14 protein-coding genes are annotated in these 12,821 nt (G+C 61.3%); 1 reads left to right on the top strand and 13 read right to left on the bottom strand.

Annotated features, from left to right (window positions below; translation table 11 throughout):
* Window positions 1-6: 6 nt before the first annotated feature.
* The 13 genes from B9N93_RS09375 to gmhB form a co-directional block, all read right to left on the bottom strand.
* On the bottom strand, window positions 7-369 hold the full coding sequence (locus tag B9N93_RS09375; protein WP_085213010.1) for a roadblock/LC7 domain-containing protein: 363 nt from the start codon (window positions 367-369) through the stop codon (window positions 7-9).
* A gap of 22 nt (window positions 370-391) precedes the next feature.
* The gene (locus B9N93_RS09380) at window positions 392-949 is read right to left on the bottom strand and encodes a protoglobin domain-containing protein (protein WP_254899367.1); all 558 of its coding nucleotides are present in this window, start codon (window positions 947-949) and stop codon (window positions 392-394) included.
* 617 nt (window positions 950-1,566) lie between these two features.
* Window positions 1,567-1,761, bottom strand: coding sequence for a PIN domain-containing protein (locus tag B9N93_RS09385; RefSeq protein ID WP_217807288.1), 195 nt, complete (start codon window positions 1,759-1,761; stop codon window positions 1,567-1,569).
* 78 nt (window positions 1,762-1,839) lie between these two features.
* Entirely contained in the window at window positions 1,840-2,856 is a 1,017-nt protein-coding gene (locus B9N93_RS09390; protein WP_085213016.1) for an IS4 family transposase, read from the bottom strand.
* A gap of 63 nt (window positions 2,857-2,919) precedes the next feature.
* Entirely contained in the window at window positions 2,920-3,132 is a 213-nt protein-coding gene (locus tag B9N93_RS09395) for a PIN domain-containing protein (RefSeq protein WP_085213018.1), read from the bottom strand.
* On the bottom strand, window positions 3,129-3,368 hold the full coding sequence (locus tag B9N93_RS09400) for a hypothetical protein (RefSeq protein WP_085213020.1): 240 nt from the start codon (window positions 3,366-3,368) through the stop codon (window positions 3,129-3,131). The genes B9N93_RS09395 and B9N93_RS09400 overlap by 4 nt, the downstream gene beginning before the upstream one ends.
* A gap of 135 nt (window positions 3,369-3,503) precedes the next feature.
* Window positions 3,504-4,196, bottom strand: a complete 693-nt coding sequence (locus B9N93_RS09405; RefSeq protein ID WP_085213022.1) for a DarT1-associated NADAR antitoxin family protein — start codon at window positions 4,194-4,196, stop codon at window positions 3,504-3,506.
* Window positions 4,189-4,710, bottom strand: coding sequence for a DarT ssDNA thymidine ADP-ribosyltransferase family protein (locus tag B9N93_RS09410; RefSeq protein WP_085213024.1), 522 nt, complete (start codon window positions 4,708-4,710; stop codon window positions 4,189-4,191). The genes B9N93_RS09405 and B9N93_RS09410 overlap by 8 nt, the downstream gene beginning before the upstream one ends.
* A gap of 262 nt (window positions 4,711-4,972) precedes the next feature.
* Complete coding sequence (locus B9N93_RS09415) at window positions 4,973-5,896, bottom strand: branched-chain amino acid transaminase (RefSeq protein ID WP_085213027.1); 924 nt, start codon at window positions 5,894-5,896, stop codon at window positions 4,973-4,975.
* Between the two features lie 36 nt (window positions 5,897-5,932).
* A complete protein-coding gene (glnE, locus tag B9N93_RS09420) occupies window positions 5,933-8,773 on the bottom strand; it encodes a bifunctional [glutamate--ammonia ligase]-adenylyl-L-tyrosine phosphorylase/[glutamate--ammonia-ligase] adenylyltransferase (RefSeq protein ID WP_085213029.1) in 2,841 nt (946 codons plus the stop codon).
* A gap of 147 nt (window positions 8,774-8,920) precedes the next feature.
* Window positions 8,921-10,660: a bifunctional metallophosphatase/5'-nucleotidase gene (locus tag B9N93_RS09425; protein ID WP_085213031.1), complete on the bottom strand. Its 1,740-nt coding sequence runs from the start codon at window positions 10,658-10,660 to the stop codon at window positions 8,921-8,923.
* A gap of 216 nt (window positions 10,661-10,876) precedes the next feature.
* Complete coding sequence (locus B9N93_RS09430; protein ID WP_254899368.1) at window positions 10,877-11,644, bottom strand: lysophospholipid acyltransferase family protein; 768 nt, start codon at window positions 11,642-11,644, stop codon at window positions 10,877-10,879.
* Entirely contained in the window at window positions 11,631-12,170 is a 540-nt protein-coding gene (gmhB, locus tag B9N93_RS09435) for a D-glycero-beta-D-manno-heptose 1,7-bisphosphate 7-phosphatase (RefSeq protein ID WP_085213034.1), read from the bottom strand. The genes B9N93_RS09430 and gmhB overlap by 14 nt, the downstream gene beginning before the upstream one ends.
* A 188-nt stretch (window positions 12,171-12,358) precedes the next feature.
* Here gmhB and B9N93_RS09440 point away from each other — a divergent pair, with 188 nt between their 5' ends.
* Complete coding sequence (locus B9N93_RS09440) at window positions 12,359-12,736, top strand: HopJ type III effector protein (RefSeq protein ID WP_254899369.1); 378 nt, start codon at window positions 12,359-12,361, stop codon at window positions 12,734-12,736.
* Window positions 12,737-12,821 lie beyond the last annotated feature (85 nt).

The raw sequence follows: 12,821 nt of genomic DNA on the forward strand, positions 1-12,821 counted from the left end.
TGTCGGCTAGATGAGGCTGGCGATGCTCTCGGCGGCGCGTTTCACATCCAGGAAGATCAGGCCGAGCTTGGCATTGGGCTTGGCCATGATGGTCAGGACGGCCTCCTCCCCGGCGTGGGTCATCAGCACATAGCCCTTGACGCCTTTGATCAACACTTGTTCCAAGCCACCCCGGCCCAGTTCCTGGGCCGTCCTGAATCCCAGCGACAGCATCGCCGCGCTCATGGCGCCGACCCGGTCCTCGTCCAGTCCGGCGGGCAGGGCCGCGGCCATCATCAGACCGTCGGTGGAAATCACCCCCGAAGCCTCGATATCCGCCGAGGTGCCGTTGAGTTCTTTTAATACGGATGTCAGAAAATTATCTCGCATATATCACCTAATCTACGGTTCGTTAATCTTTATAAGCCTTCGCGAGATTGGCGAACAATATCCGGCTGATACCGGATATTTTGAGGAATTTATCCAGTTCCTCGGCGATGGTCGAGGCTTGATAGGATTGCTGCATGACGATCAAGGTGAACCCAATCACGGCGTTGATGGATTTGATGAGGGTTTGCACCTGTCCGGGGCTGTCTTGATAAATCGAATATACCAGGTCGGATAGTTTCTGCTGGAGGATGGTCATACCACCGGCCATGAATTCGACCGGGAGCTTGACCTGGACGTGGACCGCTCCGACCCGGTACATGGCTTGGGTGTAGCTGTCATCGAAGGGTCCGCTGAACAAGCCCTCCATCCAACGCAGATGGGTGGCTTTGAGGGCGGCAACCCGTCCTTCGAGGAAGCGGTTCGCGGATGGGACGGCCAGCAGGTGGGCATAGAATTGTTCAGTGATTTCAGGCAGATGTGGCTTGATATCCGGCCCCGCAGCGAGCAGGCTGGCCTCGCGTTCCGGGGTTAAGCCGGAGAAGGCTTTGGCGTATTTCGATAGTTCTGTGAAGTTTTCCATGGGTATGTCGCTGGTTTGCGCTTGTTGTTGTGGATTGTCTGGAAGGGTGGTTTGTGCGAACCCCCGCTTTAAAAAGGAAAAGCCGCACTTGAGAAGTTTAGCATATGCTGTTTTCCGTAAGCGCTTTCGGCGGAAGGTTTTTAACTTTACCCCGTATTAATGCTGGACCCCAGGGGTTTATTAATTACTAAGAGCGTCATTGGTTGGTGAGTGGGGTTCGCCTATTTGGTGTGCGGTCTATGAAGGGTGGTATCCTGCCGTCAAAATGGGTTATGGGCGTTGCGTGGTTTTGGGGGGCGGATCGGTTTGAAGTGGGCCATGGATATTAGAATAGTGGTGGACGGGAAGCCCTATCGAAGTCGGTGGAGCCGTGCCTGGACAGCGTCAATTGAGGTTGTTCCAGGGCCGCCGAATCGCAAAGAAGGGTGGCCGCGGTGGGCTTTGTGGAATCCGGGGTGGCTTCTCCCGGATTCCGGCGGGATGCGACTTTCCGGGTTAAATCGGAGTCAGGGGATCGAGGCTGGAGCCGGGGCCGACCAGCCTGTGGATGTGGCGGACGGAGGGGGCCGCGGCGTTCGCGGAGGGTGTGGTTCCTGTCATCACCGCGCCCTACGGCCCTACGCACAGAATGGGTTCAGCAACCGAACGCCAGTGCGCTCGACGTCCTTAACGTTGCGTGTGACCAGGATCAGGCCATGTTCAAGCGCGGTGGCCGCCAATAGGCTGTCGATGACCGGCAAAGGACCGCGGGCGTTCAGGTATCCCCAGCGCTCGGCGATGGCTTGGGTGATGGGTAGGATTCGCCCGGCCATTTGGGTTTGTATGGATTGCCTATGTACAGGACAAAACCCGCAATGCCCAGGCGAACTCATCGGACTTCTCGGTTGGGTTCAGGACGGTGTTGCGAAGGAAGTCGAGTCCGTGGCGGAAGAGGGACTTGAGGGGGCGCGACAGCGTTTTTTTTGACGGACGGGGCTGGGGCCGTCGTGGAGCAGTTCGCCGGTGCGGTAGGACCAGGCGAAGGCCAGGGCAAGCAGGCCCATGAGCTTGGCGAGGCGCTTGGGGTCGGTGAGGTGGGTATCCTCCAAGTTGAAGCCCCTGGATTTCAAAGCGCCGAACAGGGTTTCCACTTGCCAGCGGTCGGCGTAGGCGTCGATGGCCCCGGCCTGTGGGGTGCCGGAGGAGGCGATGAACAGGAAGCCGCCGTCGTCGAGGCGCAGGGCGGAGAGGTGGACGAAGCAGCCCCACACCGGACGGCGCCCGACCAGGCGGTGGGTCTCGCCGGGCCGGAGCGAGCCGAACAATTGGTCCAAGCGCATCATCCGGTTCCAACTGTTGGGAACGCGGGTGTCGCGCTTGAGGCGCTGGTGGAAGGGAATGCCCTTCTGTTGCAGCCAGCGGAACCAGTCCTCGCCGATGAACTCGCGGTCGGCCAGCAGGGCGGCGATCCGGGCGGTGCCGAAGACCTTCAGGAAGCGCTCCATCAACGCGATGCGCTCGACGGTGTCGGAGTTCCCCGCTTTGCCGAGGACGCTCCAGAACACCGGCACGGCCATCCCCCGGTGGGCGATCCCCAGGACCAGGAAGTTGATCTCGGCCAGGCCGAACTTCCAGTTCGTGCGGTCCAGGGTCAGCCGCCAGGGGCCGTCGCCGACCGGGACCAGCCGCACCAACAGGCGGGCGAGGACGTCCTGGTCCAACTCGAACGCGCGGAAGAAGCGCTGGAGCCGCTTGTAGTGGGACTCCACCTTGGCCGGACCGCCGAAGCCGGTGGCGAGTTCCGCCAGGTTGACGCTGCGCACCTTGAGCAGGGCCAGCAGGAAATGCGCGAGGAAGCCGATCCGGGCCCCGTGCCACGGCAGGTGCTCGGACAGGACGGCCTTGAGGTCTTGATGAGGGTCAGCCATCGGAGGTAAAAGCCGGATAGTTTACGCCTTTGGCAATCAAGCAGTTAGGTTTTTGTCCTGTACTTAGATGGATTGCAGCCATTTTTCCAAAGAAGCCACCGCGATTTCATCCCTCCGGCGTATGCGTTCGACGCCGCCCCGGAGTTCTCCCACCGTCAGCACGGAAATAAAGAGCGCATCGCCTGGGGTTTGTGAAAACCAGCGTTGAACGTCTGGATTGGCCCGCGCTTTTTTGCGTAATTCGGAAACCACGTTGGTATCCCTCAGGTATTTCATAAGGGGGCGCGTCCGTAATCGAGCGGGCGGGCGAAATCCTCGTCCTCGCCCACGTCCGGCATGGCGGACAGCAGGGCTTTCAGGGCTTGGCCTTCGGGGCTGTCGTCCGGGGGTTCCGGCGCGGGCGGTGTGGTGTCGAGCAATACGAGAACCCGGAGTTGAACCCCGTCCGGCACGCTGTCGGGGATGCGGATGGTGTGGCCGTGGGCGATGGTCTCGAATTCGATGGCTTGCATGTGGGGGGACTCCTGGTGAAGGAGGTCAAGGGTAGGACAGGGGGCGTGGTGCGGCAAGCCTGTGGATGTGGTGGACGGTGCGGCTCCTGGCGTCACCGCACCCTACGGCCCTAGTTGGACGCGGGCAAATCTAGGCTAAAGAATGCGAATTTGACGGATATCGGTGGAATGTGATTGTTTTAGTGAGTCAGCTAATACAAAGGAAATAAAGCTATCTTGTGTGGCTAATGCCTTGTCCATTAAATCTAATTTTAGCAAGGAAACAAGGAGGGCACAGGTTCTTGCTTGGCAGTTAATTGACTTTTCAGGGTTGAATTCAATATCGGTAAAACCTTTGTATTTAAACAACCTTTTTAAGTACTCTTGATGTGGCTGTAGTGCAGTTAAAAAGAGCCAATCATAAAAGGCTGTTTTAGGTATTAATGGCCATTCTTGTCCAAAATAGTTAAACTTTATTAGTTTTCCAGATTGCTTCAGTCTTTCATCCCTTTTGGCTTCACGACTTTCTTTTGTGTAAATATCTGTATATGGCCCTCCGTTTTCAAAAACTTTGCTGCCTTGAAAAGCAGCTTCAACACTGATTTCACCAATGTTGGATTTTATTTTTAAACTAAAAGCGCTAAGACGCTGGCCTAATAATTCTTCTGATTTGGTGGAAACCTCTAATAATGGGAAAAATCCTTTACGCTTTGCCGCATCATGCAAAGCCGCAACGTTTTTCTTTTTTTGGCTGACTGAAAAACCTGGATTCCACTCAAAGTCGGTTTGGATTTCATCCACCAGATGATCCTGTTTAAAAACAGGAATAAAAACGGGTCGTTTAGCCATTTTTAATGCCCAAAATTTTTTCAATAGGAACTATGTTTGGCACAAGGATTTCTGATTTTTCCGCTGCTTGTCTTCTTTTTTTAATATCAGGGTCTTTCCAATCCATGTGTGTAAAAAGTACCTCAAAATCAATTTCTGTCAATGCTTGAACAAGGTTCAATATGGGAACCCCTGCTTTATTAGATACGGCTGAACAAAACAAAATTCCATTTTCCAATAAGATAGACGAATCAATTTTTAGCCAAATAGGATTTTTTATCCGTCCATCTTGCTTTGCTGTGTACAGCATAGGATGGTTATCCACAAAGGCTAAATGAACATATTTGTGCATCCCTTTGTGTTTATCAGCATTATGGCTCCAATCATTGCCACCAGGAGCAGGTATATCGACTCCTCTTCTTTCTAGCTCTCCCAGAGACAATAAGCCTTGCTGTTGTTTTATTAGCTCTAGATTTGAGCGATCAGTAAAATGCCATACACCATCAATTTTATACTTTTCAAGAATTTTTTTCATAGTGCCATATGCCTTAGGGATGAGTATAAAGAAATCCTAGCCATTGTTCGGATAGCGTGGCTTCCATGTTGGCTACAAAGATACGCCTTCTGGTTTATACCGTCAATATTAAATAGCATGAAGACAGGATGGCGTAATTTATCGAGCAATATGGTAATGCTGTGTTGGCAGATGCGACGCCAACTGCCCATGGATCATAAAAAAATCTCAACCACAAAAAAAGGGGCTTTCCAGCCCCTTTTTTAATCTCGCGGATATTCGCTCAATCCACGTAATTCAACCACTCGCCATGGTCTTCCCGCCGCCCCTGCACATAATCGAAATACAGGGCTTGCAGCTTCGCGGTCACGGGGCCGCGCCCGCCCGCGCCGATCACGCGGCCATCGAGTTCCCGGATCGGGGTGACTTCCGCCGCCGTGCCGGTGAAGAAGGCTTCGTCGGCGACATAGACCTCGTCGCGGGTGATGCGCTTCTCGACCACTTCCAAACCCTGCTCCTGCGCGAGGGTGCAAATGGTTTCGCGGGTGATGCCTTCCAGGGCCGAGGTCAGGTCCGGGGTGTAGAGCTTGCCGCGGCGCACGATGAAGATGTTCTCGCCGCTGCCTTCGGCCACATAGCCTTCGTGGTCCAGCAACAGCGCCTCGTCGCAGCCGCATTCGACCGCTTCGCGCACCGCCAGGATGGAATTCAGGTAGTTGCCGTTGGCCTTGGCCTTGCACATCACGCTGTTGATGTGGTTGCGGACATAGGACGAGGTGCGGACCTTGATGCCGCGTTCCATGTTCTCCTGGCCCAGGTAGCTGCCCCATTCCCAGGCGGCGACCATGACATGGACCTTGATGTTCTTGGCGTGCAGGCCCATGCCTTCGGAACCGAAGAAGCACATGGGGCGGAGGTAGGCGCTGGCCAGCTTATTGCGGCTCACGGCCTCGCGCTGGGCCTGGTCGAGCGTGTCCTTGTCGAAGGGCATCGCCATGTTCATGATGTGGGCGGAACGGAACAGCCGGTCGGTGTGGTCGCGCAGGCGGAAGATCGCCGCGCCGCGTGCCGTCTGGTAGGCGCGGAGTCCCTCGAAGACGCCGCAGCCATAATGCAGGGTATGGGTCAACACATGCACCTTGGCGTCGCGCCAGGGTAGCCATTCGCCGTCGAGCCAGATGACGCCGTCTTTGTCATCCATCGCCATCAGTCTTTCTCCGAGTGCTTGTAGTGGAAGGGGGAATCAGCGCTCCATGTGGTCCCGCCAAAGGCGTTGGACCTCGGCGCGGAGTTCCGGGTATTGGTCCGTGGGGGCCAGGGTGGGGATGTCCAGCAGCGCGGCGCGGTGGATGCGCTCGCGGAATTGGCAATAGGCCCGCCGCAGCAGTCCAGCGGCGTCCGGGTCCAGGAATCCCGCCGCCGTGAGGGAGTCGAGTTGGCGCACCACATCGGTCCATTCGGTCAGGGATTCCCGGTCTTGGGCGCCCGAAAGAACCCCGAATTGTACAAGAAACTCGATATCGACGATACCGCCCGAATCTTGTTTCAAGTTGAAGAAACCGGGCTCCTTGGAGCCTAAATTGGCCCGCATCTTCTCGCGCATGTCGCGAACTTCAGCGCGGAGTTGTTCGGCATCGCGGGGTCGGCAGAGGGATTGGGCGCGGATGGCGCGGAATTTCTCCCCGACCTTGGGATCGCCCGCCACGCAACGGGCCTTGACCAGGGCTTGCTGTTCCCAGGTCCAGGCGCTTTGCATTTGGTAGTTCTCGTAGGCTTCCAGGCTGCTGACCAAAAGCCCCGAATTGCCCGAGGGCCGCAGCCGCAAATCCACCTCGTACAGCACGCCCGCCGGGGTGTTGGTGGTGAGCAGATGGATGATGCGCTTGCCGACGCGGGCGTAGAACTCGGCGCTGGTGACGGGCTTCGCCCCGGTGGTGGGCGTGGTGCCGTGGCCGTCGTAGAGGAACACCAAATCCAGGTCGGAGCCATAGCCCAACTCGAAACCGCCCAGCTTGCCATAGGCGACGACCGCGAAGCCGCAGGCTTGGTCGGAACCGGCGCAGGGGGGCGGGCCGTGTTTGGCCGCCGTCATCCGCCAGGATTGGGCGAGGGCTTCCGCCAGCACGGTTTCGGCGATAGTGGTGAGATAGTCGCTCACCACCATGATCGGGATGGCCCCGGACAAATCCGCCGCCGCCACCCGCAGCACATTGGCCTGTTTGAACTGGCGCAGGACGATCATCAGTTGCTCCGGGTCGTCCGGGTTCGCCGCCGCCAGCCGCCGGGCCAGGTCGCATTCCAGTTCGGCCTTGGACAGCGGCGTGTACAGGCTGCGCGGGTCCAGCAGTTCGTCGAGCAACAACGGATGGCGGGCGATGGTGTTGACGATCCAGGGGCTGCCCGCCGCCAAGCGCACCAATTGCGCCAAGGCTTCCGGGTTTTCCGCCAACAGGGTCAGGTAGACATTGCGGCTGGAGATGGCCTCCAACAGGCCCAGCAGCCGCTCCAGCACGGCTTCCGGTGGGTCGGTGGCGGCGGTGGCGCGTAGCAGTTTGGGCAAGAGGCGGCGCAGTTCGGCCTCGCCGCGCTGGGTCAGGTGGCGGACGGCGTGGGTGGTGCGGAAGCGCTCCAGGTGCAGGGCGGCGGGTTCCGGGTTCTGCCAGCCCAGGTTCGCCAGCGCGGCCAGCAAGGGTTCGCGTTCGGCGTGGAGCGCCCAGGTTTCCGCCGTCTCGGCCTGCCCGCCGGTCACAACTTGGCGGAAGATTTCATCCACCCCGGCCCGCACCGCGTCCAGTTCCCGCTTGAAACCCTCCCAATCGGCATGGCCCAGCGCATGGGCGATGGCCAGCCGTGGGCGGGGATCGTGGGGCAGGTCGTGGGTCTGGCGGTCGGCGTATTGCTGTAAACGGTTCTCGACCGTGCGGAGCTGGCGATAGGCCGCTTGCAGCCGCGCCACCACCGCCACCGGCAACAGCCGCAGTTCGCCCAGGCTGTCCAGCACCCGCAAAATTCGCCGTTCCCGCAAACGCGGTTCCTGCCCGCCCCGGATCAACTGGAAGGCTTGGCCGATGAATTCGATCTCGCGGATGCCGCCGGGGCCGAGTTTGACATTGTCCTGGCGGTCCTGGCGGGCCAGTTCGCGGGAAATTTTCTGCTTGAGCTCGCGCAATTCGCCCAGGGCGCGGTAATCGAGATAGCGCCGGTACACGAACGGGCGCAGGAAGCTTTCCAATTCCGCCCCCGCCGCGACATCCCCGGCGATAGTCCGCGCCTTGACCATGGCGTAGCGCTCCCATTCCCGCGCTTGGCCCTGGTAATAGGCTTCCAGGGCGGCGAAGCTCATGACCGGCGGGCCGCTCTCGCCGAAGGGCCGCAGCCGGGTATCGACCCGGAACACGAAGCCGTCCTCGGTGATGGCGTCCAGCACCTTGACGAGATTCCGCGCCAGCCGGGCGTAGAACTCGGAATAATGGGTCGCCTTCTTGTCGGGCAGGATGCCGTCGTCGCGGTAGGCGAAGATCAGGTCGATATCGGAGGAGAAATTTAGCTCCCACGCCCCCAGCTTGCCCATCCCCAACACCACCAGTGATTGCGGCTCGCCCTGGGCGTTGACCGGCGTGCCCCGCGCCGCGCAAGCCAGCTTGAACAAAAAATCCAGGCTGTGGCGGACGCAGGTTTCGGCCAGCAGCGACAGGTCGCGCAAGGTTTCTTCGAGTCCGGCCCAACCCGCGATATCGCGCCAGGCGATGCGGACCATCTCCAGGTTGCGGAAGCGGCGCAGGACGGCCATCAGTTCGGTTTCGCCCGCGATGCCGTCCAGCCTTTGGCCGAGGCGCTCGGCGTATTCGCCTTCGCGGTTCGGGCGCAGCAGCCGCCCGGATTCGAGCAATTCGGCCAGGAGGGCGGGACGGCGCACGCATTCCTGGGCCACGAAGGGGCTGGCGGACCAGACCAAGGGCAGGGCGGTTTCGATTTCGGGCGGGAAATCCGGGACGGCGGTACCGGCGCGGGCGAGGTATTCGGCCCAGGCCAGGGCGACGGGAGGGCGCAGGGCTGCGGGGAGGGCTTCAAGGTTGGGCGGCATGGGCGTCGGCGGATGGTGGTGGGATTGCCGACATTGTAGCAATCGGCTTGGGTTCCGCTGGCCGTACCCAGGCTTGGCGGTTCCACCGCCGAAAAAAAACGGCGGAGGGAGCGGCCCCCTCCGCCGTGGTCCGGGCCGCGCCGGGGATTACGGCAGTTGCTGGATGCGGTCCAGCGTCGGCGGGGCGACGGGCGAGTGCGCCTGGAAATAGGCTTCCAGCGCGTCGCTGTCCAAAGCGCCGCCCAGGCGGTTGCCGCCCTGGACCAGCACGCTGAAGTTGTCGCCGCCGTCGGCCAGGAAGCTGTTGACGGTGATGCGGTAGCTGGCGGCGGGATCGACTACGACACCGCCGATCTTGATGCTGGCCGGATCGATCTTGTCGCAGGCCGGGCCGCTGGCGCTCCAGGCGTAGCCGACGCTGGCGGAGGGCAGCAGGATGCGGTTGAAGGGCTGGTTATTGGCGCAGCCGGTGAATTGCTGTTCCAACAGGGTCTCGATCTGCGCCCCGGTCAGGGTGAGGGTCACGAGGCTATTGCCGAAAGGCTGTACGGTGAAGGCTTCGCCGAAGGTCACGTTGCCATCGCCCTCGCCTGCGGCGCCGCCCGCGAACAGGAGGTCGGCCCGCACCCCGCCCGGATTCATGAACGCGGCCACCGCGCCGCCGAAGCCGGGAGCTTGGGTGGCTTCCCACTGGGCGTCGGCGATCACGTCGCCCATGGCGTTCTCGCCGCCTGCGCTGTTGGCGCGGGTCAGGTCGGCGGTGATGCTGCCGATGGTGCGGTTGGCGATGGGACCGGCCAGCGACTTGTAGCCATCGACGATCTGCTTGATGCCGGCGTCGGGGGTGATGGCGGCGTTGCGGCGGTCCACGACCACGTTGGTGGCGTTGACGCTGATGACATTGCCGGAGGTCTTGTTCAGGACCATGTCGATATCGGTATAGACCCGGCCCTGGCTGTTGGCGCTGGTGACCGGGATCGAACGGCCTACCCGGTTCGGCAGCCTACAGTTGTAGGCTTGGTGGGTGTGGCCGGAAATCACCAGGTCGATGCGGTTGTTGAGTCCGGCGACGATGGACTTGATGGGAGAGCCGTCCAGGTTGCCATCGCAGGTGTTGATGGTCGCCGCCGCCTGGGTGACGGGGAGGGTGCCGCCTTGGTGGATCAACACCACCACCGCCTTCGCGCCCTGCGCCAGCAATTCGCGGCTGGCTTGGTTGATGGTGTGGGCCTCGTCCTTGAACTTGAGCCCGGCCACGCCGCTGGGGGTGACGATGGTCGGGGTTTCCTTCAGGGTCACGCCGATGAAGCCGACCTTGACGCCTTCGTATTGCTTGATGGTGTAGGCCGGAAAAATGGGTTGGCGGGTGGTCTTTTCAATCACGTTCGCCGCCAGGAATTGGAAGGTGGCGCCCTCGAACGGGACCGGGGTGCCCACCGCAGCGCCTTGGCAGCTATTGGGGTCGGTGGGATGGCAGCCGCCGTTCTGCATCCGCAGCAGTTCGGCCTTGCCCTCGTCGAATTCGTGGTTGCCGACGGCGTTGATTTCGAGTCCGGCCCGGTTCATGGTCTCGATGGTGGGTTCGTCGTGGAAAAGCGCCGACACCAGCGGGGTGGCTCCGATCAGGTCGCCCGCCGACACCACCACGGTGTTGGGGTTCTTGGCCTTGAGGTCGGCGATGGAGCCGGCCAGCCAGTCGATGCCGCCGACCGGAATGGTCGCGCTGGCGTCGGTCGGCAGGTTGCGGAAATTGCCGGGGGATTCCAATTGGCCGTGGAAATCGTTGATGGCGACGATTTTCAGGTGGACTTTATTGCCGGTGGCATGGCCGATCCCGCAGCCCGCCAGGGTTAATGCGACCGCCGATGCGATGTGACGTGGGTTCATGCGGAGTTACCTTGGTTTGTTTTTGGTCGTTGCGGTAGTGTCCGGGGGGATGGCGTGGATGTTTGGCAGGAAGCTGGCCGCGCCGCCGCCCATGGAGCGGGGCGGGATGCTAACGGGCCATTGTGAAGGGCGGCGCAAGGAAGCGTGAAGCTCTGGTGACGTGGGGGGACGGGCCGCGTTCCGGTCGCGATGGAACCCGGCCTGTCAAAGCGGCGCTTATCCGGTGGTTTCTCGCGGTGTCGATGCCGCTTGGGCATAGGGACCGAAGCCGGTGATTTCGGCCATTTGCGCTTCGATCCAGGCTTCGGCGCGGCGGTTGACCTCGCCGCTCCCGATTTCGGCGGCGTCGAGCATCGGGCCGATGCGGACTTGGATCACGCCGGGGAATTTCAAGAAGCCGTTCTTGGCCCAGTATTCCCCGGCGTTGTGTGCCACCGGCACCACCGGGCAGGCGGCGCGGTGGGCCAGCATGCCGCCGCTGCCGCCGTATTGGCCTTTCTGGCCAGGCGCGACGCGGGTGCCTTCCGGGAACAACACCACCCAGCGCCCCGCCTGGATGCGGGCCGCGCCGTCCCGGAGGATTTGCTTGAGCGCCTGCGCTTTGGCCTGGCGGTCGATGGCGATGGGTTCCTGGGTCGCCATGGCCCAGCCCCAGATGGGGATGCGCAGTAATTCCTGTTTCAGGATGAACACCACCGGCGGGAAGATCGCCTGCAAGGCAATCGTCTCGAAGGCCGATTGATGCTTGCAGATGACGACGCCGTTGCGGGCCGGGATGTTCTCCAGGCCGTGGACTTGGTAGCGGAGGCCGCACACGGCCTGCAACAGCCAGAGGCAGAACCGCACCCAGAGGTTGGCGGCGGCGTAGCGGGTCTCGAAACGGAACGGCTTCAGCATCAGCATGGCCGGTCCGATCAAAAGGGTGGCTAGGAATTGCCCGGCGAAAAAGAGGGACGAACGGAGATAAACGCTAAGCATGGTCATGGATGAGGTGCTGGGCTGCTGCATAGAGGTTGGGGAAGATGGGTATGTCCAAATCGGGATGGCGGGCCAGGGTGCGTTGGCCCTTGCCGGTTTCCAGCAGGATGGGCGCGGCCCCGACCGCCCAGGCCGCCTCCAGGTCGCGGTAGGAATCGCCCACCGCCGGGATTTGGTGCAAGTCCACGCCGTAGCGCTCGGCGAAGGCCCGGAACAGGCCGGGTTTGGGCTTGCGGCAAGCGCAGCCGTCCTCGGGTCCGTGCGGGCAGTGGAAGATGGCTTCGAGCCGCCCGCCCGCCTGGGTGATGGCCGCGAGCATCTTGGCGTGGATGCGGTCGAGGGCGGCGGTGTCGAACAGCCCCCGCGCCAGCCCGGATTGGTTGGTCAGGACCACGAGCTTGAAGCCCCGCCGGCTCAGGAGGGCGATGGCTTCGAGGCTGCCGGGGATGGGAATCCATTCCTCGGGGCATTTGATATAGGCGTCGGAGTCTTCGTTGATGACGCCGTCGCGGTCGAGAATGATGAACGACATGGGCTGGGTGGCTCCTTGTAAACCAGCGGGCGCGGAAGGATAAGCCAGTTGCGGGAAGCCCCGCCAGTGGTCCGGGGGGCGGAGCCGGTTTAAAACCGTAGTATCATGCGCCCGCTTCGCCCGGCCCGGCTTCCGCGGGGACCGGGCCGGAGCCTTTTCCGACCCGCTATTTCAGGATTCCGATGCCCGTGAACACCGCCACCCCCCCCGAACTCGCAGCCTTCCTCGCCCAAGTCGCCGCCGGCCAGCCGGTCGCCTTCCGGGAGACCCTGGACATGATCGCCGCCCATTACGACTACCGCCCGGCGCGGTTCCATAACGGCCTCGGGGCGGAGCGCCTGACCAACGAACCGGGAATCAACGAGGGTTCTTGCAAAATCTTCGCCTTCGCCCGGTGCCACGGCCTGCCCGAAGCCGCGACCCTGGCCTTGTTCGGCGAATATTACCGCGACGAGGTCTTGCCCAACCCGGATGGCGAGGGTCATAAGAACATCCGTGCCTTCATGAAGCACGGCTGGGCCGGGGTGGCGTTCGAGTCCGAGCCTTTGACGCCGCGCTTTGCCTGATTCCCTGCGCCGTCTGGTCCCTCCGCCCGATTTCGTGTTTAATCGCGGCCCGATGCGCGGCACCGGCCCGGTGCGGGAACGTTCG

The sequence above is a fragment of the Methylomagnum ishizawai genome, from assembly GCF_900155475.1.
Lineage (GTDB): Bacteria > Pseudomonadota > Gammaproteobacteria > Methylococcales > Methylococcaceae > Methylomagnum > Methylomagnum ishizawai_A.

Excerpts from the sequence above, each read along its gene's own strand:
- B9N93_RS09375 (WP_085213010.1), bottom strand. The coding sequence starts at position 369 with ATGCGAGATAATTTTCTGACATCCGTATTAAAAGAACTCAACGGCACC.
- B9N93_RS09380 (WP_254899367.1), bottom strand. The coding sequence starts at position 949 with ATGGAAAACTTCACAGAACTATCGAAATACGCCAAAGCCTTCTCCGGC.
- B9N93_RS09385 (WP_217807288.1), bottom strand. The coding sequence starts at position 1,761 with ATGGCCGGGCGAATCCTACCCATCACCCAAGCCATCGCCGAGCGCTGG.
- B9N93_RS09390 (WP_085213016.1), bottom strand. The coding sequence starts at position 2,856 with ATGGCTGACCCTCATCAAGACCTCAAGGCCGTCCTGTCCGAGCACCTG.
- B9N93_RS09395 (WP_085213018.1), bottom strand. The coding sequence starts at position 3,132 with ATGAAATACCTGAGGGATACCAACGTGGTTTCCGAATTACGCAAAAAA.
- B9N93_RS09400 (WP_085213020.1), bottom strand. The coding sequence starts at position 3,368 with ATGCAAGCCATCGAATTCGAGACCATCGCCCACGGCCACACCATCCGC.
- B9N93_RS09405 (WP_085213022.1), bottom strand. The coding sequence starts at position 4,196 with ATGGCTAAACGACCCGTTTTTATTCCTGTTTTTAAACAGGATCATCTG.
- B9N93_RS09410 (WP_085213024.1), bottom strand. The coding sequence starts at position 4,710 with ATGAAAAAAATTCTTGAAAAGTATAAAATTGATGGTGTATGGCATTTT.
- B9N93_RS09415 (WP_085213027.1), bottom strand. The coding sequence starts at position 5,896 with ATGGCGATGGATGACAAAGACGGCGTCATCTGGCTCGACGGCGAATGG.
- glnE (WP_085213029.1), bottom strand. The coding sequence starts at position 8,773 with ATGCCGCCCAACCTTGAAGCCCTCCCCGCAGCCCTGCGCCCTCCCGTC.
- B9N93_RS09425 (WP_085213031.1), bottom strand. The coding sequence starts at position 10,660 with ATGAACCCACGTCACATCGCATCGGCGGTCGCATTAACCCTGGCGGGC.
- B9N93_RS09430 (WP_254899368.1), bottom strand. The coding sequence starts at position 11,644 with ATGACCATGCTTAGCGTTTATCTCCGTTCGTCCCTCTTTTTCGCCGGG.
- gmhB (WP_085213034.1), bottom strand. The coding sequence starts at position 12,170 with ATGTCGTTCATCATTCTCGACCGCGACGGCGTCATCAACGAAGACTCC.